15 protein-coding genes are annotated in these 22110 nt (G+C 70.5%); 7 read left to right on the top strand and 8 right to left on the bottom strand.

Annotated elements, in window-relative coordinates; all coding sequences use genetic code 11:
• Positions 1-261: 261 nt before the first annotated feature.
• The 4 genes from ACH4SP_RS04785 to ACH4SP_RS04770 all read right to left on the bottom strand — a co-directional run bounded on the left by ACH4SP_RS04785 (position 262) and on the right by ACH4SP_RS04770 (position 12306).
• Entirely contained in the window at positions 262-3549 is a 3288-nt protein-coding gene (locus tag ACH4SP_RS04785; protein WP_398409219.1) for a hypothetical protein, read from the bottom strand.
• Positions 3550-3616: 67 nt separating this feature from the next.
• Positions 3617-4786 carry a Kelch repeat-containing protein gene (locus tag ACH4SP_RS04780; protein ID WP_398409218.1) on the bottom strand — a complete coding sequence of 390 codons (1170 nt, stop codon included), beginning with the start codon at positions 4784-4786 and terminating at the stop codon, positions 3617-3619.
• A 52-nt stretch (positions 4787-4838) separates the two neighbouring features.
• Entirely contained in the window at positions 4839-9668 is a 4830-nt protein-coding gene (locus ACH4SP_RS04775; protein ID WP_398409216.1) for a DUF6603 domain-containing protein, read from the bottom strand.
• Position 9669: 1 nt separating this feature from the next.
• Positions 9670-12306: a hypothetical protein gene (locus ACH4SP_RS04770; protein ID WP_398409214.1), complete on the bottom strand. Its 2637-nt coding sequence runs from the start codon at positions 12304-12306 to the stop codon at positions 9670-9672.
• A 221-nt stretch (positions 12307-12527) separates the two neighbouring features.
• Here ACH4SP_RS04770 and ACH4SP_RS04765 point away from each other — a divergent pair, with 221 nt between their 5' ends.
• Together ACH4SP_RS04765 and ACH4SP_RS04760 are read left to right on the top strand one after the other, a co-directional pair.
• Positions 12528-12944 (top strand): hypothetical protein, encoded by a 417-nt coding sequence (locus tag ACH4SP_RS04765; RefSeq protein ID WP_398409212.1) that lies wholly within the window; start codon positions 12528-12530, stop codon positions 12942-12944.
• Positions 12941-16717 (top strand): hypothetical protein, encoded by a 3777-nt coding sequence (locus ACH4SP_RS04760; protein ID WP_398409211.1) that lies wholly within the window; start codon positions 12941-12943, stop codon positions 16715-16717. The genes ACH4SP_RS04765 and ACH4SP_RS04760 overlap by 4 nt, the downstream gene beginning before the upstream one ends.
• A 43-nt stretch (positions 16718-16760) precedes the next feature.
• Here the strand turns inward: ACH4SP_RS04760 and ACH4SP_RS04755 are convergent, their stop codons facing one another.
• Both ACH4SP_RS04755 and ACH4SP_RS04750 read right to left on the bottom strand, forming a co-directional pair.
• Positions 16761-16970, bottom strand: a complete 210-nt coding sequence (locus tag ACH4SP_RS04755; protein WP_398409209.1) for a DUF397 domain-containing protein — start codon at positions 16968-16970, stop codon at positions 16761-16763.
• Complete coding sequence (locus ACH4SP_RS04750) at positions 16967-17794, bottom strand: Scr1 family TA system antitoxin-like transcriptional regulator (protein WP_398409206.1); 828 nt, start codon at positions 17792-17794, stop codon at positions 16967-16969. The genes ACH4SP_RS04755 and ACH4SP_RS04750 overlap by 4 nt, the downstream gene beginning before the upstream one ends.
• Before the next feature lie 193 nt (positions 17795-17987).
• Between ACH4SP_RS04750 and ACH4SP_RS04745 the strand changes: the two genes are divergently transcribed.
• The 3 genes from ACH4SP_RS04745 (at position 17988) to ACH4SP_RS04735 (ending at position 19239) form a co-directional block, all read left to right on the top strand.
• Positions 17988-18383 carry a hypothetical protein gene (locus ACH4SP_RS04745; protein WP_398409204.1) on the top strand — a complete coding sequence of 132 codons (396 nt, stop codon included), beginning with the start codon at positions 17988-17990 and terminating at the stop codon, positions 18381-18383.
• A 218-nt stretch (positions 18384-18601) separates the two neighbouring features.
• On the top strand, positions 18602-18814 hold the full coding sequence (locus ACH4SP_RS04740) for a hypothetical protein (protein WP_398409202.1): 213 nt from the start codon (positions 18602-18604) through the stop codon (positions 18812-18814).
• 5 nt (positions 18815-18819) lie between these two features.
• Entirely contained in the window at positions 18820-19239 is a 420-nt protein-coding gene (locus ACH4SP_RS04735; protein WP_398409200.1) for a hypothetical protein, read from the top strand.
• 102 nt (positions 19240-19341) lie between these two features.
• On the opposite strand, the gene ACH4SP_RS04730 is transcribed toward ACH4SP_RS04735, so the two are convergent.
• Positions 19342-19905, bottom strand: a complete 564-nt coding sequence (locus ACH4SP_RS04730) for a DinB family protein (RefSeq protein ID WP_398409198.1) — start codon at positions 19903-19905, stop codon at positions 19342-19344.
• A 279-nt stretch (positions 19906-20184) separates the two neighbouring features.
• On the opposite strand from ACH4SP_RS04730, the gene ACH4SP_RS04725 reads away from it, so the two are divergent.
• Positions 20185-20319, top strand: coding sequence for a hypothetical protein (locus ACH4SP_RS04725; RefSeq protein WP_398409196.1), 135 nt, complete (start codon positions 20185-20187; stop codon positions 20317-20319).
• 242 nt (positions 20320-20561) lie between these two features.
• Here the strand turns inward: ACH4SP_RS04725 and ACH4SP_RS04720 are convergent, their stop codons facing one another.
• Positions 20562-20900 carry a transposase gene (locus ACH4SP_RS04720; RefSeq protein ID WP_398409194.1) on the bottom strand — a complete coding sequence of 113 codons (339 nt, stop codon included), beginning with the start codon at positions 20898-20900 and terminating at the stop codon, positions 20562-20564.
• 129 nt (positions 20901-21029) lie between these two features.
• Here ACH4SP_RS04720 and ACH4SP_RS04715 point away from each other — a divergent pair, with 129 nt between their 5' ends.
• Positions 21030-21902, top strand: a complete 873-nt coding sequence (locus ACH4SP_RS04715) for an SDR family oxidoreductase (RefSeq protein WP_398409192.1) — start codon at positions 21030-21032, stop codon at positions 21900-21902.
• Positions 21903-22110: the final 208 nt, after the last annotated feature.

Below are 22110 nucleotides of genomic sequence, written 5' to 3'. Positions count from 1 at the left end.
CCCCGGGCCTGCCCGAAGGCGTGCCTGCCGAGGCGGCTCGGGGCGTCAACAAAGGCGTCGGCGGCGGGGTGGCCGAGGGCGTACCAAAGGGCGCGGCCCCAGGCGTAACCGAAGGCCTGCTCGGCCGGGCGGCCCCGGGCCTGCCCAAAGGCATGCCTGCCGAGGCGGCTCGGGGCGTCAACAAGGGCGTCGTCGATTGCGTCGCCGAGGGCGTCGTCGGTTGCGTCGCCGACGGTGTCGTCGAATGCGTCGTCGGTTGCGTCATCGCGGCAGCATTTCCTGTGCGTGGACGGCCACCAGGACCGGAACCTGGAAGAGGATGTAGGCGAGGTCGGCGGAGCTGAGGCCCGCGTGCCAGAGCGGCAGGTTCTCGTCCTCTGCGCGCTGTGCGCGCTTCTCCTGGTCGTCCTCGGAACCGTCGAAGCCGGCCAGCGGGACGCTGACTTGGCCGTCGAGTTCGAGGAAGCCGCGCCCGCTCGGGTCGACGTCCGTCCATGACAGGTCGTTCCAGACCTCCACCCGGGTCGGCGCGGCGTCGTCGACCCCGAACCTCGGGTCCCCCGGGCGCTCCTTGAGTACGAAGAACCAGCCCGCGTCGGTGGGCGGCGCGCCGCGTGCCTCGTCGGCGTCCAGGTCGAAGCCGAGGAGCGTGAGGTCGGGCTCGACCTTCGCCTCGTACAGCGGAAGCCTGACGAGTGAGGGCGGCGGCCGGTCCTCGTCGGGCAGGGTGACGGGCACCCGTTCCTGGGTGAGGTCGGGGAGGCCGTCCTTGCCTGGTGGCCATTCGGCGCGCTGGGCGTAGACGGCGGCTGTCGGGTACCGCTTGAGCAGTTCGCCCCGTACGACCAGGACGAGGTCCTCCTTGCGGGGGCCGCCGCCGGGGGGAGGATTGGGGTTCCGGCCGAGGCGTCCGGTGGTCGGCCAGGTGTGGACCGGCGGGATGTCGTAGCACCGCTCTCGTCGCAGAGCAGTGCTCTCCCCCGGCCTCAGCTGTGCGGTGCGGGGGTCCCAGAACTGCCGGAAGGGGGTGCCCCGTTGGTCGGTGGGGTACTCGCGCCAGAGCAGTTCGCGGGCCATCTCGTGGTTGAGGCCCGCGAGGTAGGACTCGATGAATTCGCGGTTGTTGGCGAGCAGGGTGATCGAGTTCTGCGGGAGGAGGCCCAGGTGCGGGACGAACGCGTCGACCGACTGGTCGAGCAGCGCCCGGTAGGTGGGCAGGTCGAAGACCGGGTACGCCATCGCCTCGATGAAGTCGTCGGCGAACGGGCGCAGCCGCTCGGGCAGTTCGACCGACCCCAGGAGCGTCCTGGGCACCGTCGTGTCGGCGCGCAGCCCGGACAGCACCGCGCCGGTGGCGGCGGCGACTTCGAGCCGTGCGCGCGGGACGGCCCTGCCGACCGAGGTGGCGACGTTCCGGGCTTGGTACAGCTCGCGCAGTGCGCCCTTGAAGCGGGCCGCCTCCGGGCTGTCGGTGGCGCCCGGCCTCGGCACCACCGGGTCGCCGATCTCCCGCAGCCGGAAGTCGGGGCTGTGCGGCAGGCTCTCGACCGGATCCGCCGGAGGGGGCCCGGGGTGCAGTTCGGCAGCGAGCCGTTCGGCCGTGACGAGGCCGGGCGGGGTGGTCTTGGCGGGTACGGCCGTCACCGGCGACGAGGCGGCGTCCATCCGGGGTACGAGCGCGTCCGGCGGACGCTCCGGGGTGAACGGCAGCGCCCGCATCAGGCGCGATCGGGGCCGGGTGATCCGCCGCATCGCCGGGGACAGCGGCGCGCCCGCGACCTGGCTGGCGGCCACCCGGAAGCCGACGGCGACCTTCTCCGCCCGGCCGTTGAGCGCGGCGGCGGCTGGGGAGGGGGTTCCGGGGGTCGCCGCCGAGGGGGTCCCGGTGGCCGCCGCCGAGGGGGTCCCGGCGGTCGCCGCCGAGGGGGTTCCGGTGGCGGACGTCACCCGTGAGTGCGCGGGCGCGGTCAGCCGCAGCGAGCGCCCGGAGGGGGCGGCGGCGAGCGCCGCCGCGCTGGTGCCTGTTGCCGGGTCCAGATGTTTCGTCTGGAGTACGTGCCCGACCTCGCGCGCCAACTGCGCCGCACGTATCCGGGCGTTGGCCGCCAGCACGTCGCCGACCTGCGCCCAGGCTCCGGCCATCAGCTCTTCCTGGCGCGCCTGGACGACCTTGGTGCCCAGCTGCGCCGCGACGCGGAAACGCGGGTCGAGGTTGAGCCGGTGGACCCAGTTGCGGTTCTCGGGCGAGGGGACGGGGGTGCCGTCCTGGCGGGTCAGCAGCCGCGGGGTGAGCGCGTGCCACCTGCCGTAGAGCGAGGGCGTGAGGAGGGGGTCGGCGGCCGTCGCGGGCGGCGGCCCCTCCAGCGGCACCTCTTCGAGCGCGGCGTGCGCCGCCGCCGGTGCGTGGCGCTGGTACTCGTCGGCGAGGTTGAGCAGCGCGGCCAGGGCCTGTTGGAAGGGGTGGGGGTACGTGGCTGCGGGCGGCGGCCGGTCGTGGAAGTTGTCCCAGTTCTCCGCGTCGTCGGGCGGGGTGCCGGCCGGCTGCGGCACTTTGAGTGCGCCGCCCATCGGCAGTACGCCGCCGAGCGCAGCCGGTGTCTGGATGCCGGGCAGGCCCAGGCCCGGCGAGCGGTGGACGTCGATGTCCCGGCGCCCCACCCGCGGGTCGGGCCGCTGCGGACGCAGCAGCCGGACGAGGGACTCGAAGTCGCCGGTGCTGCCCGTGGTGAACTGCCAGCGGTGGTAGTACGGCAGCTGTCCCGAGGCGGGCCTTCCCGCGTACGGCGGCCCCCACGCCAGGTACACGGCGCCGGGCGAACCCGCCGGGTCGAGCCCGAGCCCGGCCAGCCGCCCGGTCTCGAACGCCGGTACCAGGAACGCCTCGTACGCCGTGTCGGGGCGCAGCCTGCGCGGGCACATCAGCCGCGAGCAGGCGTCGTCGGGACGGGTGCGCAGCACCTCACCGAGCGCGGCCAGTGCCGCCGGTGTGCCGTCGGAGGTGACCGGACCGGTCAGCGAGCCATTGACGTGCACGTGGGCCCAGGCGCCGAGTTGGTCGGGCCGGGGCAGGGTGGCGGCGGTGTCCCGTACGGCGATCACGGGCAGCGGCCCGCTCCCCTGCGGGCTCTCGGTGAACTCCGGTGCCGTGCCGTTCGCCGACGCGGTCGGGGTGGCGAGGACGACGAGGGCGAGCCAGGGGGCCAGCCGCTTGGTGGTGTCGTCGGGCGGGGCCGGGCTGTAGCGCCAGGGGAAGTCCTCGTCGCAGAACTCGATGTGGGCGAGGTAGTTCGGCTCGTAGTTGGTGGTGCCGGGCCGGGGTTCGGCACGGGAGATCGCGCGGGTGTCGATGCCGGTGACGTCCCCCGGGCCGTAGAGCTGGACGCTTCGCTCGATCTCCTGCACCAGCGGTCCGCCGCCCTTGAGGGGTTCGCCGGAGATCCGGAGCCGGACCGGGATGCGGGCGCGCGCCGAGGTGCCGGGGTCGCCCGTGATGCGGGTGGCGATTCCGGCGCGCAGCCAGGGCAGGAAGGAGTACGCGTTGGTGGTCACGCGGCGCCTCCGGCGGTTCCGGCGATGGCAGCGGTTCCGGCGCTTCCGGCGGTGTACGCATTCGTGGTCATGCGGCGCCTCCGGCGGTGAAGATCTCCGTGCTCGCGGTCAGTTCGGGTACGGCGGGGTCGGCGGCGGCCGTCCCGGTGCGGGCGGTGCCGCCGGTGACAAGGACCTTGCCGCCCGGCAGTGGCGCGGCGGCGAACGCCCAACGGCCGCCCGCCAGTCCCGCGGCCGGGGCCCAGGAGTCCGTGGCGGAGTCGTAGAGGACGGCGCTGCGGTAGCCGGCCTCGTCCTTGTCGTCGGCGGCGCCCCCGATGACCAGGACCCCGCTCGGGCCGAACGGGATCGCACGGTGCAGTGCACGCCCCGACGGCATGTCGGCCGCGGGCTTCCAGGTCCCGGTGGCCAAGTCGTAGAGCTCGGCGGTGCGTTGGCTGAACGGGTCGAACGGGCCGCCGCCGGGCGCCCCCGGTGCGCTGCCGCCGGTGACCAGGACCTTGCTGTCCGAGAGCCGGGTTGCCTGATGGTGGCTGCGGGCCGCACGCAGGCTGCCGGTCGGCGCCCACTTCTTCGTACCTGAGTCGTACAACTCGCAGAAGGCGAGGGCGGGGTCCTCGGTGCCGCCGACCGGCGCGGTGCCGCCGCAGACCAGGACGGCTCCGGCCGCGAGCGGGACGGCGGTGTGTCCGGTACGGGCCTCCGTCATGTCGCCCGCGGCCGACCAGGTGCCCGCTGCGGGGTCGTAGAGCTCGGCCGTGTGCAGGGCTTTGACGTTCTGGGCCGACCGGAGGGCGGTGCCTCCGGCGACGAGCACCCTGCCGTCGGCGAGCAGGACCGCGCTGTGACCCGCGCGGGGGCCCGCCATGGCGCCGCTGACGGTCCAGGCGCGCGTCGCCGGGTCGTACAGCTCGGTCGTCGCGAGCGCGGGAGCACCCGGCGTCGAGCCGCTGGTGCCACCGACGGCGAGGACCTTCCCGCCTGTGAGGAGGGTGAGGGTGTGCAGCCGCCGGGGGGTGTTCAGGGCACCGACCGCTTGCCAGGTACCAGCCGCTGCGGTGAAGACGGCGGCATGGCTGACGGCTGCCGAGGCGCTGTCGGCGCCGCCCGCGACCAGTACGGCGCCGCCGCCCGCGATCGGCACGGCGTTGTCGTGCTGCCCGTACCAGGTGGCGGCCAGCGGAAGGGCGGGAGCGGACGCCCAAGTCCCGTTGGGCTGGGCGGAGTTGACGGTCATCGAAGCTCCTCGGGTGCGCCGCACGTACGGGGGGTGGGGTGGGTCCCGGCGGTCATGGGATCAGCGCCTCCGAAGTCGCGGCGAGATCGAGCGGTTCCGGTCCCGGTGCCCCGGCGCCCGCCGCCGCAATGCCTCCGGTCACCAGCACGCGGCCGTCGGCGAGTTCTGCCACGGCGGTTGACCACCGGCCCCGGGAGAGGCCCGCGAGCTGTGTCCAGGTGCCCGCTGCCGGGTCGTACGAGAGCACGTTCCTGAAGCCCGCGGTGAAGCCGGGGCCCGTGGTGCCGCCGATGAGCAGGACGTCTCCCGCACGCGTGAGCAGCGCGAGGTGCCGGGCGCGGCCACCGGGCATGGGGACGCCGGGAGTCCAGGTGCCGGTGGCCGGGTCGTAGAGCTCGGCGGAGGCCAGGGCGCGCTGGCTGAAGGTGCCGGTGCCGCTACCGCTCCCCGCGACGACGGCGTCGCCGCCGGTGACCAGGACGCGGCCGTCGGGCAGCAGGGTCGCCCGGTGGCTCTTGCGGGCCGTGCGCAGACTGCCGGTCGGGGTCCAGGTGCCGGCGGCCGGGTCGTACAGCTCGCAGTACGCGAGTGCGGCGTCGCCCGCACCACCCGTATCAGCCCCACCACTCGCCTCGCCCGTGGGCAGCGCTCCGCCCACCACCAGCACCCGGCCGTCGCGCAGGAGTACCGCCTGGTGGCCGGTGCGGGCGTCGTTCATCGGCGCCGCGCCGGTCCACGCGCGGGTCGCGGGGTCGAACAGCTCGGCCGAGCGGAGCGCGCCGAATCCGTGCTCGCCCCGGGCCGCACTGCCTCCGGCCGCCAGCACCCGGCCACCCGGCAGCGGCGTCACCGAGTGTCCGAACCTGGCCGCGCCCATCGCCCCCGACGCCGACCAGGTCGCGGCGGCCGGGTCGAACACCTCGGCCGAGGCCAGCGGCGTACCGTCCGCGCCCCTCCCCCCTGCGGCCAGGACCCTGCCGTCGGGGAGCCGGGTGGTGGTGTGCAGTCGGCGGGCCGCCGCCAGCGGGGCCGACACCGACCAGACATTGGCGGTCGGATCGAAGAGCGCGGTCGCGGCCAGTGCGGTGCCCGTCGCCCCGGTCCCTCCGGCGATCAGCACCTTGCCGGTGGCGAGGACCACCGTGTCCACCTGGGCCACCGGGGCGGGCAGCGCTCCACCGTCGGCCCAGGTGCCGGGCACGAAGGCCGCGACCGCCGCCTCGGACGCGGGGATGACGTGCAGCAGGCCGTCCAGCGTCGGGTCGGCGGCGACGAAGTCGGCGAGCGCGTCGGCCGCCGTGGCCTGGTTACGGAAGTCCACCGGCCCGCCCCCGGACCTGCGGCCGAGCGTGCGCGGCGGCAGCGTGGGCACGTTGCTGCGTACGTACGCGACGACGAACCGCTGGTCGGCGACGCGCACGGTGTCGGCCGTCGCGAACGGCTGCCGCAGCAGCGCCTCACGCCGGGACAGCGGCGACCTGCTGGTGCTGCTCCCCTCCAGCAGCCCGTCGAAGACGGCCGGGCTGACACTGTGGAACCGCTTGGTGCGCGCGGCGGACAGCCGCGCGGGCGGCTCGGTTCCTTGACCGGCCACCGCAGCAACAGCACCCGCACCCTCCGCGAAGGGCGCGCTGTCCAGGATGTGCAACTCGTAGCGCGCGCTGCGCCGCACGACGCGGGCGGACGCCAACGCACCTGCTGCGGCGGTGAGTTCGAGGCCGGTGTCCTGGGTCTCGTACGCGGGACTCGACAGCTTCGCCGCGTCGCTCATGTCCTGGTACTGGGCCATGGCGAACTTGTCGCCGGTGTCCGAGACCCGCACCAGCCCGCTGCCCGCCGCGGGCGCGACGGTGAAGCGCCTGCCGTCCGCCGCACGCTGTTGGCCGACCTTGTCGAGGCGCACATTGAGCGGCAGCGCCCGCTGCTGCACGGACAGGGTGCCCAGCGGATGCAGCACCAGGTCGTCGGACGGCGGGAGTTGGCGAAGGCTGACCAGCGGCTTGCCGCTGCCGGTGGGCAGCCGGGTCTGCCAGCCCTCCGTCTTGCGCAGCTCGGCGGCGAGCAGCGGCAGCACCAGGAGGGGCGGGAGGGTGGTGACGGTGTTCTCGCCCCAAGTGATGTCGAAGTTGGCGGAGATGGAGAAGAACAGGAACCCGATGGATCCCTTCCCGTGCGCCCTCCAGGGTGCCGGGCCCTCCAGCTGGAAACGCAGGTCGATGCTGAACACACCGACCCCGAAGGCCTTGAGCGAGACCTCCGCGCTGATGGCGATGGCGAACCGGAACGGGTTGAACTGGAACAGCGCGTCGAGGCCGAGATGGCCCTCGATGCCGAACCCGCCGAAGCCGAGCCGGAGTTCGGCCGTCCCCCCGAACTGAACGGTGTTGCTGGTGATCGCGAAGTAACCGGAGACACGGATCAGTTGCTTGTCGCGGTGCAGGATGTCGAGGGACAGCCGCTCGGGCACGGCGAAGGGCAGCGGCGGCGCCTTGTACGAGGGGTGGAATCCGCCGACCGTGAGCACCAGATCGGGATTGTCGCCCCAGGCCACCAGGATGCCCATGCCGCCGTCGAGAGTCATCGTCAGCACGTGCGAGTCCACCAGCCGCGCCTCGAACCACAGCCGTTCTTTGCCGGGTTCCAGTGCGCCGAAGAAGTCGACGCGGAGGTCGAGGAGGGGAGCGTTCGGGTTCGGCAGGGTGGCGCGCAGGGTGCCGAGGACGGCGATGTTGCCGGGGATCTCGATGATCAGCCCGAGGGTGATGCTCACCAGGGTGGGGGTGGCCCAGCCGATCCTGGCCATCGGCCCGATGAGCAAGGTGCCCTGTTCTGACGGGAAGAACGCGTTCAGGTCGGACAGGATGCGCGGCGCGTTGGCGATCACGTCGCGCGGGAACATCACGGACTCGATCGAGCCGGTACGGATGCCCTCCGCGAGCGCCTGGAGGTTCATGCCGCGGTTCAGCCCGATCAGGCCGCCGACCGCGAGCAGCGTGAAGCCGTAACCGAGTTGGATGCCCTCGCCGAAGTCGGCGGTGAGCACGATCAGCAGCGAGAACCCCTTCGAGCCGTCCGGCATCCGGGTGCTGACCAGGCCGACGGCCTTGAGCGCCAGGAAGTCGGCGAACTCCAGCTCCATAGCGCCCGAGTACTCACCGCGCTCGGGGAAGAAGCCGAGGAATCCTCCCCCGCGCACCACACCCGCGTCGATCGAGAGCCCCGCACCACGGGGCGGCTTGAAGTCGAGGGAGACGTCGAGCGGGCCGAGGTTCCCGTCAAGACCGGGGCGGGCGTCGAACAGCGCGGTGAGCCCGACCTCGTCCACCACCACGGATACGGGCCCCAGTTGGGCCTTGAAGGTCGCACCGAGACTGACCGGAACGGCCCCACCGGAAGGCGTCACGGACACGGTCAGGCTCTGGATCTCGACCGGTCCAACCCTCCGCCCCACCGGAATCCGGAGATCCAGGTTCGAGGTCCCCCGGAAGTACAGGCCGTCGCGGTGCGACACCCCGAGCGTCAGATCGCCCCCGACACTGAACCCGTCCGCAGGCAGCACGGCCGCCAGGAATCCGTCACTGTCCTCCCCCGGCCGGAGGACGAACTCCAGCCCCGTGAGGTCGAATTCGGCGAAGACGTCCACGTCGTCGCCGTCGATCCGGACACCGCCGGTACCCGCCAGCGCCCGGAACTGGAGCCGGGTGCCGTCCGGCGCACCCAGCAGCAGCACCGGCACCCGGTCGGCGGCGGCGACCATGCTCTCCGCCGTCACCTCGATCGCACCCCGCGCACGCACGGGAGCGCCGCCCGACTCGAACCCGGTGATCACGTCCACGCCCTCACCGGGCCTGGCCAGCAGCGCCACCCCGCCCTGGAGGTCGAGCCCGCTGCGCACCGTGATCGCGATGCCGCACGCCAGCTCGAACCGGATCCCGAGCGAACCGATCAGTGCGGGCAGCAGCGCCAGCCCCGGCGCTCCGCCCGCCACCGCCGGAGGCACCCGTACGAGCCGCACCGAGCCCCGCGCCCGCCCCTCCCCCTCCTCCCCCACGCCCACGGCCTGGTCGAAGGCCACGAAGGTGACCGCGGTCTCCGTCGGCCCCAACGGGTCCTGGCGCGGGCCCTGTAGGGCACTCTCCGCCCCCTCCGACAGCTGCGCGATGCGCACGTCGAAGCCCATGCCCAGGAAGAGGTTGTCGAGCTGGGAGGCCAGCTCCGCGAAGTCGAGGTCGGGTCCGCCCCAGCCGTACGCGTTCTTCAGCACGAGCGACGGATCGTCGAGCACCTTTGGCACATCGGTCACGTCGAGCGTCATACGGGTGTGGGAGGGACGGCCGCCCGTGGGCGGCACGTACGCCGCCTTGATGACGCCGACCGCGCGCAGTGCGAACCCCACGGACGGGTGGAAGCGCTGGAGGTAGGTGATGACCAGGTGGTCGAGGAGCTGCCGGGGGAACTTCTCCCGGAAGCCGTCGGCCCGCAGCTGTGGCGGGATGGCCGAGTCGGGTGCCTGGGCGAGGGCGCGGATCGCCGTCACCAGGCCCTGTACGGCGGCGAGTACGCGGGCCGCGTCGTCCGCGGACGCGGCGGCGGCGTCGGTCGCCGCCTCCGGCTTCGCGGGCTCAGGGGTACGGAGTCCGGGCGCGCCCTCGTTGAGTCCGCCGTCGCCCAGGAGCCGGCGCAGGCTGTCGTACAGCGTGTCCACCTGGGTGCCGAGCGCGAGCAGCGGGGCCGGAGGGGCGGCGACCGTCCAGCCGAGTTGGTGGAGGAGGCCGATGAAGGCCTGGGGGGAGGCGACGGCCTCCCGCAGGGGCAGCAGAGCCTGCCCGATCTCGGCGAGGAGCTTGTCGAAGGTGCCGCCGGAGGTGCCCTGTTCAGCCATGTCACGCCCTCGGGTACTGGTGCACATCGAGCGAGCCGTGCTGGGCCGGATCGACGAGATTGACGATCAGCCACTTGCAGAGGAAGCAGAACATGCCCCGGAGGTCTGCGTCATTGGTCGTACCCTTGTCCTGGCCGCGCATTTTGCATTCGCCCGACGCCCGGTAGAAGCCGCCCGCGAAGCGGTTTCCCCCTTCGAATATCCCCACCATCTGGTAGGAGAACTTCGGCGGTACGAACCCCGGCACGTTGATGGGGAGGTCCGTTTCCTCTTCCTTCTGCCCGAAGATTTTTGTGGTGTCCCGGTTGCGGTTCAGCGGGCCATGGCTGCGCTGGTTCGCGGGATTGGGGTCGGCGACGAAATCCCGTACCGCCTTGTCCACCACGGAGAGTGGAAGTCCCGCGATGTCCGTCCGCTGGACGAATACCACCGAACCCTTCTTGAAGACCGGTATCGCCCCGACCTGTCCATGGGTCTGGAGAAACATGGTGCCCAGCTTCTCGTCGGGCCTGGTCGCGATGGTCAGATTGGTCAGTACGTCTGCGGGTGTCGCCGTCAGCGGCAGCTGCCGATTGTCCGCGCCGGTCACGAAGTTGCGTACGGTCACCTTGGCGTTGTCCGTGAACGCCTGGACCCATTTCCCGATGTCGGCGGTACCGACCGTGACTTCGAATGTGTCGGACAGCAATGTCTGAGAAGGAACCAGCAGCTTTCCGGACACCCGTATCCGCGGAACCTCGAACCACTTGATCTTTCCGGGGTTGAGTTTCCGCGGCTGCGGCGGCGCCCCCTGATGCAGGAAACTGAGCTTCGCCAGATTGTCGAATATCACGTCACGGGTGGGGCCGTTGTCCCTCGGGTTGTCGCCCCCCGATTCCTCGTACTCGTCACCCAGGTTGAAGGAGTGCGCGAACTCGTGAGCCACCTTGTTGACGAAGTGGTCGATATCGGTGATCCCCAGCGATTCCTCCGGCGCGACGGGCGGCGGAGTCCTGGTCAGCACCGGCCTGGCCCCCGGCGTCCTGGTGAACCCGACCCGCCCCTGCCTGCCCACCGTCGAGGCCGTCATCGTGCCCTTGTTGAAAGCCTGGCCGCCCAGCAGCGGTTCGTACGCGATGATCGCGACCATTCCCCGGCTCTTGCGGAAACGAGTGTCGTCGGGAACCCAGTTCTGCCCGATGGGGAGGTTCGGCGGCTCCGACAGCCGGAGCCCGGCCAGATAGCCGAGAATCGAGTTTCCCGGGTTGGTCGCACTGCTGTGCGCGTACACCTGGGGGGCGTGCCGCCGTGGGTCGAGTTCCAGCGTCTGATGCCCTTCGGTCCGGTAGAACTCGTAGAGCCGGTCGATGAATGCCTTCAGCCCCGGGGAGTTCTGCACGTCGGCGGCGGGCGGGATCGCGCCCTCCCCATCGCCATGGAACCTGCCTTCTTCGGCCCACCGGCGGCCGACATACAGGCCGTAGTACGTGTCCGACGCCTGGAGGAATCCCTCCGACTGGTGCGCCTTCCACGCCTCGATCACCTCATCGCTCGCGCTGCCCTCGATGAAGTCCGTCAGGGTCTGGCCCGTCCACAGTTTCCTCAAGTCCTTCGGGGACCGGCTCTCGCCCCACATGGGCAGGCCCACGCGCTCGACCAACTGCCGCACGCTGTAACTGCTTCCAGGGAACGGACGCAGGTCCGCCTCGGGAATGCGGCGGCCGGTGAAATCAACTCCCCCGCCCGGCTTGTCGACGATGCGGGGGCCGCAGGTGACGAGTTGTTGCTCGGACGGCTCAAATGCGGAGAAGACGTTGAAGCTTTTGCTCAGCAGCTCGTACGGCTGATGCCGTGGCTTCTCGAACATGTCCCGCACGGCCCGCTGGACGATACGGTCGAACAATGGGGCGTCCTCGGCCCGGAATCCCTCCGCGACGAAGACCATGTTGCACCGGTCCTCGTGGTTCGCCACATCGGCGGCCCGGACCCGGGTGAGCGTCGTCCGTGACTTCGCATGGTCGACCACCCGCACCGGAAGGGTATTGACGATCTCTGTCCCTGCCACTCTCCCTTTGAGCTTTCCCGAGATGACCACCGGAGCCGTCGTCTCATTCACGCCCCGCAGCCTTCCGCACGGCGCGATCACCACGTCCGGACTCGGCGAGGTCAGCTCGATGTACTCATGTCCCGTGATATCGCCGACCGCGTCCGTCCCGGCCGCCGGGTGTTCGCTGAACCTGGCGTAGATCGACGGCTGCGCGTGTGCGTGCAGGCTGTCCTTCGTGGTGGCGATGGATTTGTTTCCGAACCACCAGTCCTCAATTTTCTCGTGCACCTGGAGCCGGCCCACCACCACCCCGAACCCACCACCGACCGTGAGCTGGAAGAGATAGACCCCGGGTTCCGAGGCCGTCACGATTCCCTGACTGTTCACCTTGGGGAGCCTGCTGCGCCTGTCGCCCGGGGCATGGTGCGGGGCGAAGAAATCATAGGTGCTGACCGACGTCTTCTCCTCCAGCGCGAAAGGCTGAGGTTTGGCCTCGCTGACACTGCGTCTGAACACCTGGATCCTGAGCGGAAGATTACCGGTGAGCACACAATGCAGATCCAGATGCGGAAATACGGGAAGATCCACGGTAACGAACGTCGTACTGGCCATGATCGCTCCCACCGGTAGATCTTCCGGGCGGCGAAGGAGTCCGATCCTCCCACCGCCCCCAGATCAACTGAAGCGTGGAAACGGCACGGCCCGAAGAACACTACGGAAAGGCCGAAAACCGCCTTCGACATCTTGTCTTCGGGGCGGGTCGCAAAGGGACGCTGATTTGCTTGAACGGGCGTACTGTGAATGGCCCGGAGGCTGCGTGCAGGGGGTGCACCATGGATCCGATCGTGCTGGCGGCGGGTACTGCTCTCGTGGGGGCCATGGCCACCGAGGCGTGGCAGCAGGCGAGGCGGGCGACGGTTGCCCTGTGGCGCAGGGCGCGGCCGGAGCAGGCGGACGGCGTTGATACGTCTCTCGCCGACGCCCGTACGCAGGTCCTGGCGGCGAGGCAGGCACAGGACACCGACGTCGAAGAGGCTCTGGTGACGGACTGGCAGATCCGGCTGCAGTTGCTGTTGCGCGAAGACCCGGCGCTGGCCGACGAGTTGCGGCGACTGCTGGACGAGGAGCTCACTCCCCCGCTGCCTGCCGAGGAGCAGGACCGGATCGGATCCATCGTGCTGAAGGCCCGCGCCACCGGGCACGGGCGGGTGTACCAGGCGGCACGGGACCAGCACATCACCGAGCGATGAATCCGGCCGATCCGCCTCCCGGGGACCAGGGATCGGACCATCTGGAAGCCACGGCATCCGGACATGCCAGGATCTACCAGGCACGCCGGGATCTGTACGTCTCGGAGCACGATCTGCATGTGCACTATGTGGACGGAGTGCGCTCGGCACGCCGCGTGGTCCAGGGGGATGCCGGTCCGCAGGAGTGCCCGTATCCGGGGCTGGAGGCGTTCGGGCCCCAGCAGGCCCAGTGGTTCCGCGGGCGGGACACCTTGATCGCTGACCTGCTGGTACGAGTCGACGAGCGGCTGCGGGACGGCGGAGCGCTCGCCGTGGTCGCCCCGTCGGGTGCGGGAAAGTCCTCACTGCTGAAGGCGGGACTGCTGCCCGCGATCGCACGGGGCGCTCTTCCGGTGGCCGGATCGTCGCAGTGGCCACGGCTGGTGTTCACCCCTGGCTCCGATCCGCAGTCGGCACTGGCCACACATCTCGCACACGCGGTGGGGCTCGACCCGGCACACCTGAGGCGGATGGTGGCGGGCGACGAAGCCGGTGGGGTGCTGCTGCGCCGAGCCCTGGGCGGGCGACGGCTGGTGATGGTCATCGACCAACTGGAGGAGCTGTTCGCCCCCGGCATCGACGAACAGACCCGGCATCGCTTCCTCGACGTACTCGCCGCCCTGGCCGCACCGGGGCCGGCCGGGGAGCCTCCGCTCGCGCTGGTCGTCTACGGACTGCGCTCCGACTTCTATTCCCCGTGCGCCGGATATCCCCAGCTGCGTGCCGCGCTGCAGGGTGGCCAGTTGCTGGTGGGACCCATGTCCGAGGCCGAACTGCGCGAGGCGATCCTCTATCCGGCCAAGGACGTCCAGCTGGAGGTCGAGCCGGGGCTGATCGACGTCCTGCTGCGCGACCTCGGCGCCGGAGCGGACGGCACGTCCACGTACGAGGCGGGCCGACTGCCCCTGCTGGCTCACGCGTTGCGAGTCACTTGGCAGCAGAGGCAGGGCAGTTGGCTCACCACCGAGAGCTACGCGGCCACCCGAGGCATCGCCCATGCCATCGCCACCACCGCCGAGGACCTCTACACGGGCCTGGCCCCGCCCGCTCAGCAAGCGGCTCACACGATGTTCCTGCGCCTGGTTCGGATCGGGGACGGCGCCGACGACACTCGTAGGCGCGTACCGTACGGCGACTTGCTGGCCAAGGGGGACGACTCGGTGGCGGTGGTGGTCGAGAGGTTCACCGGCGGCCGCCTGCTGAGCAGGGAGCAGGACAACGTCGAGATCACCCATGAGGTGCTGCTGCGTGCCTGGCCACGCCTGCGCCGGTGGATCAAGGAGGACCGGGCCGAGAACCTCGTCCGCCAGGAGCTCGAAGAGGCCGCCGCCGGCTGGGAGCGGGGCCGCCGCGACGCGGGCATGCTGTACCGCGGCCAACGGCTGGAGACGGCCCGCGCATGGGCCCGCGCCTCCGACGCGGGCCGGGCCGGCCCTTCGGCCACCGAGTTCCTCACGGCCTCGGTGAGGCTGCGCAACCGCGCGGCCCGGGTTCGCCGCACGGTTCTCGCCGTGCTGTCGGTGCTGGCGTTGATCGCCTCCGGTGCCGCGGTGGTGGCGTTTCAGCAGCGCGCCACCGCGCGCAGCGAACGCGATTCCGCGATCTTCACCCGGCTCACCGCGCAGGCCGACAGCCTGCGGGACACTCAGACCTCGCTGGCGGCCCAACTCGACCTCGCGGCCCATCGCATGCGACCGACCCCGGAGCTCCGCACGCGCTTGATGGCCGATGCACACACCTCACTGTCCACCCCGTTGGCGCCTCGCGGTACCAGTGGCCTCGCCGTGGCGTTCCGGCGCGACGGGCGTGTACTGGCCGACGCCTGGTTCGACGGGACGGTGCGCCTGTGGAGCCTCTCGGACGCAGCCCGCCCCAGGCTCCTCACGAGCTTCCTGGTTGCTCCTGAGGCAGCCATCACTCACTTGGGTTTCAGTCCCGACGGGCGCGTTCTGGTGACGGCCGGGGACCGCGAGGTGCGGTTGTGGAGTGTCTCTGATCCGGCCCACCCTGCTGCCCTGAGCCAGCTTCCCAACGTCCGCGCCGGACCGGTCAAGTCACTGGCGCTGAGCGCGGACGGCCGTACGCTGGCCACCGGTTGGTTCGACGGAACAGTGCGCCTGTGGGACCTGAAGGACCCGGCTCGCCCCGGAGCGCTGGGGGGCCCGTTGGCCGGGCACGCCGACGCCCCCTCCGTGAACACGCTCGCGTTCAGCCCTGACGGCCGGACGCTGGCCGGCGGGAGGGGCAACGGCACGGTGCGGTTGTGGAGTCTCACCGATCCGGCGCACCCCCGGCTGCTGCGGTCGGTCCTGTCGGGCCATTCCCAGTCCGTCCGCTCAGTGGCGTTCCGTCCCGACGGCCGAGTTCTGGCCAGCGCGTCGAGCAGTAGCACGGTACTGCTGTGGAACCTCGACGATCCCGCGCGTCCCAAAGCCATGGGCCAGGCCCTGAACGGGCACACCAGCACGGTCTACGCGGTGGCGTTCAGCCCCGACGGCCGCACGCTGGTCAGTGCGGGGGCCGACAACACCGTACGTCTGTGGAATCTTGCAGACCCGAGTCGCCCCAGGGCGCTGGGCCGGCCCCTCACCGACCACACGGCTCCCGTCTACGCCGTGGCGTTCACTCCCGACGGCCGCACCGTGGCCAGCGCCTCCAACGACGGCACGGTGCGGCTGTGGAGCCTTCCGGGCTCCGTGACTTCCGGCCACAACCGCCAGGTCTATTCGGTGGCGTTCAGCCCTGACGGCCGTACGTTGGCCAGTGGCGGGGCCGATCGCGTGGTGCGGCTGTGGAACGTGGCCGATCCGGCCCACCCGAAGGCGCTGGCAGGGCCCCTGCCCCACACCAACGCTGTCTATTCGGTGGCGTTCAGCCCTGACGGTCGTACGTTGGCCAGTGGCGGGGCCGATCGCGTGGTGCGGCTGTGGAACGTGGCCGATCCGACCCACCCGAAGGCGCTGGCAGAGCCTCTGCCCCACACCAACGCTGTCGACTCCGTGGCGTTCAGTCCGCACGGGCACATGATGGCCTCCGGCGTTGCCGGGGGCACGGTGCGGTTGTGGAGTCTCGCCGATTCCGCGCACCCCACCCCGATCGGCCGTCCCTTCCGTGCCCACAACGGGGTCACCCGCTCCGTGGCGTTCAGCCCCGACGGACGGACGCTGGCCAGTGTCGGCGAAGACAATCACGTGATGCTGTGGAACATCACCGACCCGGCTCACCCCACGCTCCAACGCGTGCTCTTCACTCTGGGTGGTCGCGGCGACTCGGTGGTGTTCAGCCCTGACGGACGCACACTGGCCAGCGCCGGGGACGATCACACCGTGCACCTGTGGGACACGTCCGATCTCGCACGTCGCAAGCCAGCCGATCATCCGCTCACCCGCCACAGCAGCGAGATCTACTCCGTGGCGTTCAGTCCTGACGGGCGCACCCTGGCCAGCGCCGCGACGGACCACACCGTACGACTGTGGGTCGTCACCGATCCCTCGCACCCGACGCCCCTGGGAGATCCGCTCACCGACCCCACCAACTGGGTCTATTCGGTGGCGTTCAGCCCGGACGGGCGCCATCTGGCGGTAGGCGGAGAAGACCAGCGCGTCCAGCTGTGGCCCTTGAGGACGGATCAGGCAATCCGCCAGATCTGTGCCACCAGCGGCACCCTCACCCGCAATCAGTGGCAGCAGTACATCCCCGAACGCCCCTACGCCCCGCCTTGCACCGGAGCCTAGGGGGTGGCGGGGTCTCGGTACGCACGCTTGCTGCGCCGCAGCATCAGATGGGCCCGAGAGCACCTGACTTGACGCCTGCCACGAACGACGAGAAGGCGCCGGCGGGGAAATCCAGCACCGGGCCGCTTGGGATCTTGGAATCACGGACGGGAACCATGCCGGCAGAGTCGGCAAGGTTCGTGGCGACCTCGATGCACTGGCCGCCGTTGTCGCTGTACGAAGACTTGAACCAACGAGGGGTTTCGGTCGTCACGGGTTGCCCTTTCGTACCTGGTTGATCATGGCCACGGACTCCGCTTGGGAGAGCGACTCAGCCTGCAGTTGATGGTAGGCCGTCAGTACGGGCAGTACGAACACGCTTTCCCGTTCGAGATGGCCCCGTTGCGCCGACTCTGCGTACGACATGAGTGATCTGTCGGGCAGCGTCAGCACGGTCACCGGCAAGTTGAACGGTCGACGCGCGCCCATGGCGAACGGAGCGACCTGGAAGACCGTGTTCGGCAGTTCGGCGAACTCCACCAGCCGTGCCAACTGCGCCTCCATGACCGCGGGTTCACCGATGGGGCGTCGGATGCAGCTCTCGTCCAGCACCGTGAGCACCAGCGGCGGAGGGGTGCGGACCAGGGCAGTTTGTCGCTCGGCAACGAGCGAGACACGTTCGCGTGCCTGGTCAGGGGTGATTGCCCCGCGCTTCACCGCACTGTCCGCGAGGACCGTTGCGTACTCCGGAGTCTGGAGGAGACCGGGGATCACGCCGACTTCGTACAGCCGGATCTCAGCTGCGTTGCCTTCGAAGTCGACGAACTCGGGGAAGCCTTCCAGCAGTCCGAGGTGTCTCACCTTCCGGTAGGCACGCTCGAACTTGTCACCCGTCCCCAAGGCGGTATCGGCGCTTCGCGCGAGCCGCAAGGTTGGCAACTTGCGACCAGTTTCAACGGACGAAATATGCGTACTGGAATACCCCATCTTGTCCGCCAGCTCATCCTGCGTCAGGCCCTGCTCCTCACGCGACCTGCGTAGGCGGGCCCCGAAGGCGGCTTGCGGCGATGCGTCGGGGTCCAACTCCTTGCGATTCAAGGGGGTTTCACCAACCTTTCTTCCCTGTCTGACAGGTTGAAGGGTTCCCCACGGTAGGCCACGCTGCAAGCCCCTGGTAGTGGAATCGCTACGGAGAGGAGCGGACGGTGTACCGCAAACACACTCCCCCCAGTCGGACGCTCGGACACATTCCCCAAGTCGCAGGGCTGCCCACACATGTGGGGGCCGGCCGATGAGCACCGGCAGATGTCGCGAGCCGTTCCGTGTGCCCACGATGTTCGTTGAGCTTGCCGTGGCGTTGGCTGCCCGTGTGGCGAATGCGGGCAGTGTTGCCCTGGCCGTGCAGTGTGAGCGCGGCCCGCACGACGGGGGTGAGCACGCCGTCCATGTGCTGTACGTGGACGACGAGTCCGGGCGCGCGGCATGGGTGTTCTGGGATGCCGAAGAAGTACGCGTACAGCTCAAGGATCCCTGCCCCGAAGTGAACGCGGCGTCCGACGTCTGTCTGCTGTTCGCGGAACACTCCGGCGGTCATCTGTGGCCCGGGGGCCCGATGCCCGAGCCGTACAGTGACGGCCGGGCAGGGCGGCAGGATGCCGGGACGGGACCGGCGGGTGAGGCGAGGTGATGCGCCCCCGCTCACCCGTGTCGGCCGGCTCGTTCCGGTGCACCGTTACCGCGCACGGCTCGGTGAACGGTCAGCCGGTTGAAATCGCCCTTGGTGAACACCGGACGCCGTCGCCGGTTCTCGCCTGTCAGTGGCTCCGGGGGCGTGCCCGGTGGATCGCTGACCGGCTGGACCCCGACCCCGAGACGGGCCCGGTGCCTCCGGCGTCGATGTGCGTGGTGGCTCCTCACGTTCCGGACGCGCCCACGGCACTGCGCGAGTGGTGCCGGGACGTCACGCGGCAGGGGGCGGCCGTGCTCCGGCTCGACCAGGGGCAGCGCATCCGGTTCATGACACGCGACGACACCACCGTCTACGAGCTGTCCGCCGTACCGGTGTGCATTCCCTCGCCCGTGTCCTGGCGGCGGGTGGAAACGGTGGGTGCACGGTGACCGGCATGTGCCGGGCGACATCGACCCTGCCGCCGGTACTCGCGGCCCGCGCCCTTGAAATGGCTCCGAGCGGGACGGCGTCGGACCTGGACCCGCATCTGGTCTGCGTCCTCGGGGAGCACGCCGGGCCCGGTCACTGGGCCCACGCGTGCGAGATCGAGGGAGTACGCGACAGAGAGGTGTGGGCCCGGTGGACCGACGAGCGCGCCCCGTACACGGTCCTGGTCAGGCCGGACTGCCCCGGGGAAAGCCCGGACGGCGCCGAAGGCTGCGCCATGTTCGAGGGGCACCCCGGGCCCTGCACGTGGGAACTGGACGACCCCGAGGGCGACGCACTGCAGAAGCTGTTCGCCCTCGGCAGGGACACCGGGTCCGTCCTCGGTCTGATCCTCGCCCTGCACGAGCTCGACCCGCCCGCCCCCTAACGCTTCCGCCCCGGCCTGAGTCCTCGGCCCGGACTCACCCGTGACCGGACGGAGAACCGTCCGGCTGCCCCTGACCCGCCCGTGAAACCGGTCACCGGAAGGTCATATTCGGCGCGGTACGGCTCCGTCCTGCCAGCGGTAGAGGTCGCGCAGCAGGGAAATCTCGGCGCCGTGATGGATCAGCTCCTTGTTGACATGCAGGACGATGCCCTCCAGGGGAAACCGCTCGGGACCCACCGCGGGCGGATTGTCCAGGTCGGCGTCCGAGAGCCCGCGGACCCCCGCGTCCCATCTCCCGTACATCTCATCGAGCTGTTCGAGCGCCTCGTCAGCGGTCCCCGCGTAGGCGAATGTCTCGGAGTCAAAGTCCTGGCCGTCGAAGTGCCATCCGACCCGGTAGCCCAGGCAGGAGGCGATGATGTGCGCCAGCCGCCAGGCAATCGTGGTCACCGGCGCCGGTTCCGGGCCAGGGAACACGTAGTCCATCGTCCACTCCCCCGAGCCTTCCGACATCGTTGCGGGCGACGTACCACGTGGGCGGATACTCCAGCAGTCACGCACCGGCTCCCAGAAGTACTCCTCATCGGTAAGACCATGCAGCCGCGGCCGCAGGTTCTTCTGCCAGTGCAGGTCCAGTTGGTCCGCGATCCGCTCACTTCTTGTCATGTCCGCACACTACCTACACGGGGCTTGTCGCACCGGCAGGTGGCCACTGACCAAGCCGCGGCCAATCTCCGCACCACAGCATGTCAGCCATGCCCGGTGACCGACTGACGGATCACGTCTGGCGGCGCTCGCCGGTAGATCGCCGGGTGGGAGTGGTCCGAGCTGACTCCCCGATGGTCTCGGCGCGACGAGCACCTCGAACCGTTCGTCGGCCAGGAACTGTGCGAGGTCGCCCTCCTTGAGTGGCGGCCAGCAGGCCGTGACTTGGCGGCTGGAACGGTGGCTGTGGAGTTCGCCTTCGCCGGGGACCGTCTGCGGATCGCCAACGGACTCGACGAGAACCGCATCGAGGTGGGCGGGGCCCAGCCGGACTACGTTCGGCACCAGCTGGGCCGGGGGACGGACGTGCCGTGATTCGATCCTCTCAGGGACGCGAGACCTCACAGAGTCAATCAGCGCCCGAACCACCAACTCACCTCCCCTGAACGGGGCTTCTCAGGCACCCACTGACGGGCAGCAACACCACCTTGACCAGGGCCTTCGCCTGCCGACCTCGCCGAGGGTCCTCCTGGCTCCAGCCCACAAGGCTTGATGAACGGCGGCGCCTCCCGTGGCAGGGCGTCGGAAGTGGTGGCATGTCTTGTTTGGTGAGCCGCTCAGCGGTAGAAGCGGCGTGCCGCGCACTCGTGGATCGTCCTGGTCCAGGCGGCGAGCTCCGGCGGGAGGGACGTCACCGCGCTCAGGTTCTGCCACAGATCCGCACTGCTCCAGCGGGTGAACCAGCGGTGGGCCGTGGGCACGCTGACCCCGAACGAGGAGGGCAGTTGCTGCCAGCTGCAGCCGCTGGTGACCACGTAGACGACCGCGACCATGACCCTGCGCGCGTCGGTCGCGGCCCGGCCGCCGCCCTGGGGCCGCGGCGACAGGGCGGGCAGGAGCGGACGGACCGCCGCCCACATCTCATCGGGGACAAGGCGCTGAGCGAGTGGCTCCATTCCGTGATCGTACCCACCCGTGACGGGCCGCCCTGCTGATCCGCCAAATGAGATGTGCGCGCAGGGGGCACCTGGACCTAGCGTCTGCCGCCCACCGACGAGTTCGGTACCAACCACCGAGGGGAATCCATGACCATTCTCGTAACGGGCGCGACAGGAACGACCGGCCGCATTCTGGTCGACCGGCTGCTCGGGGCCGGACAACGGGTGCGTGCCCTGACCAGGAACCCGACGGAAGCTCAACTCCCCCGTGCTGTTGAGGTGTTGGCAGGCGACCTTGGCGAACTCACGGGAGCCGAGGCGGCACTTGAGGGAGTGGACGGCGTCTACTACATGTCCGGAGTGCTCGACCCGGAGCATGCGGTACGACAGGCCCGCGCCTTCCTCGAACTGGCCGCGGGCGCGGGGGTGAGGCGCATCGTCGACCTCTCCGGCCTCGCCGTCACCGTGCGGCGGCCGGGCAGCTACGAGATGCTGCGCGACGTCGAGGAGGTCATCGAAGCCTCGGGGCTGGAATGGACGCACATCCGGCCGGGCGAGTTCGCCATGAACAAGCTGGACATGTGGGGCGCGTCGATCCGCGCGGAGAACACGGTGCGCAGCGCCTTCCCCGGAGCCCTCGGTGTCCCCGTCCACGAGGCGGACATCGCCGAGGTCGCCGCTGCCGCACTCCTTCTCGACGGTCACGCCGGGCACGCGTACTCGCTGAGTGGGCCGCAGCGGCTCACGCAGCGGGAGCAGGCCGCGGCGGTCGCCCAGGGCCTGGGCAGGCCGCTGAGTTTCGAGGAGGTGACGTACGGACAGGCCCGCGCCGCGTACATCACGGCCGGGATGCCGTGGGACATCGCCGAATATCTGCTGGGCTATCAGGCCGAGTACGCGGAAGAGCCGCCCGAGGTCCGGCCCGATGTGGAGCACGTCCTGGGCAGGCCGGGCCGCACGCTGGCACAGTGGGCCGCGGACCACGCGTCCGACCTTTCCCACCGGGCCGCTGTCAGCTGATGTCCCGTTGCGGTGCCTGACCAGCAGGCCGGGGCCGGGCCCGACTCACCCGCGTGAGTCGGGCCCGGCCGGTGCGGTGCTGCTGCCGTAGGCGGCGATGGGGCCGGTCCGGCCCCGGCCGGACGGGGGCGCACTAATTGGTGTGCGGAGGCGGCCGGGGATGTCGTACCGTGGAAAAGTTGCTGCGCCCGAGACATCGGCGGCAGCA

Source organism: Streptomyces sp. NPDC021093 (assembly GCF_044333135.1).
GTDB lineage: Bacteria > Actinomycetota > Actinomycetes > Streptomycetales > Streptomycetaceae > Streptomyces.
The sequence above is the reverse complement of the archived record's forward strand: the minus strand, read 5'-3'. Positions and strand labels throughout refer to the sequence as shown.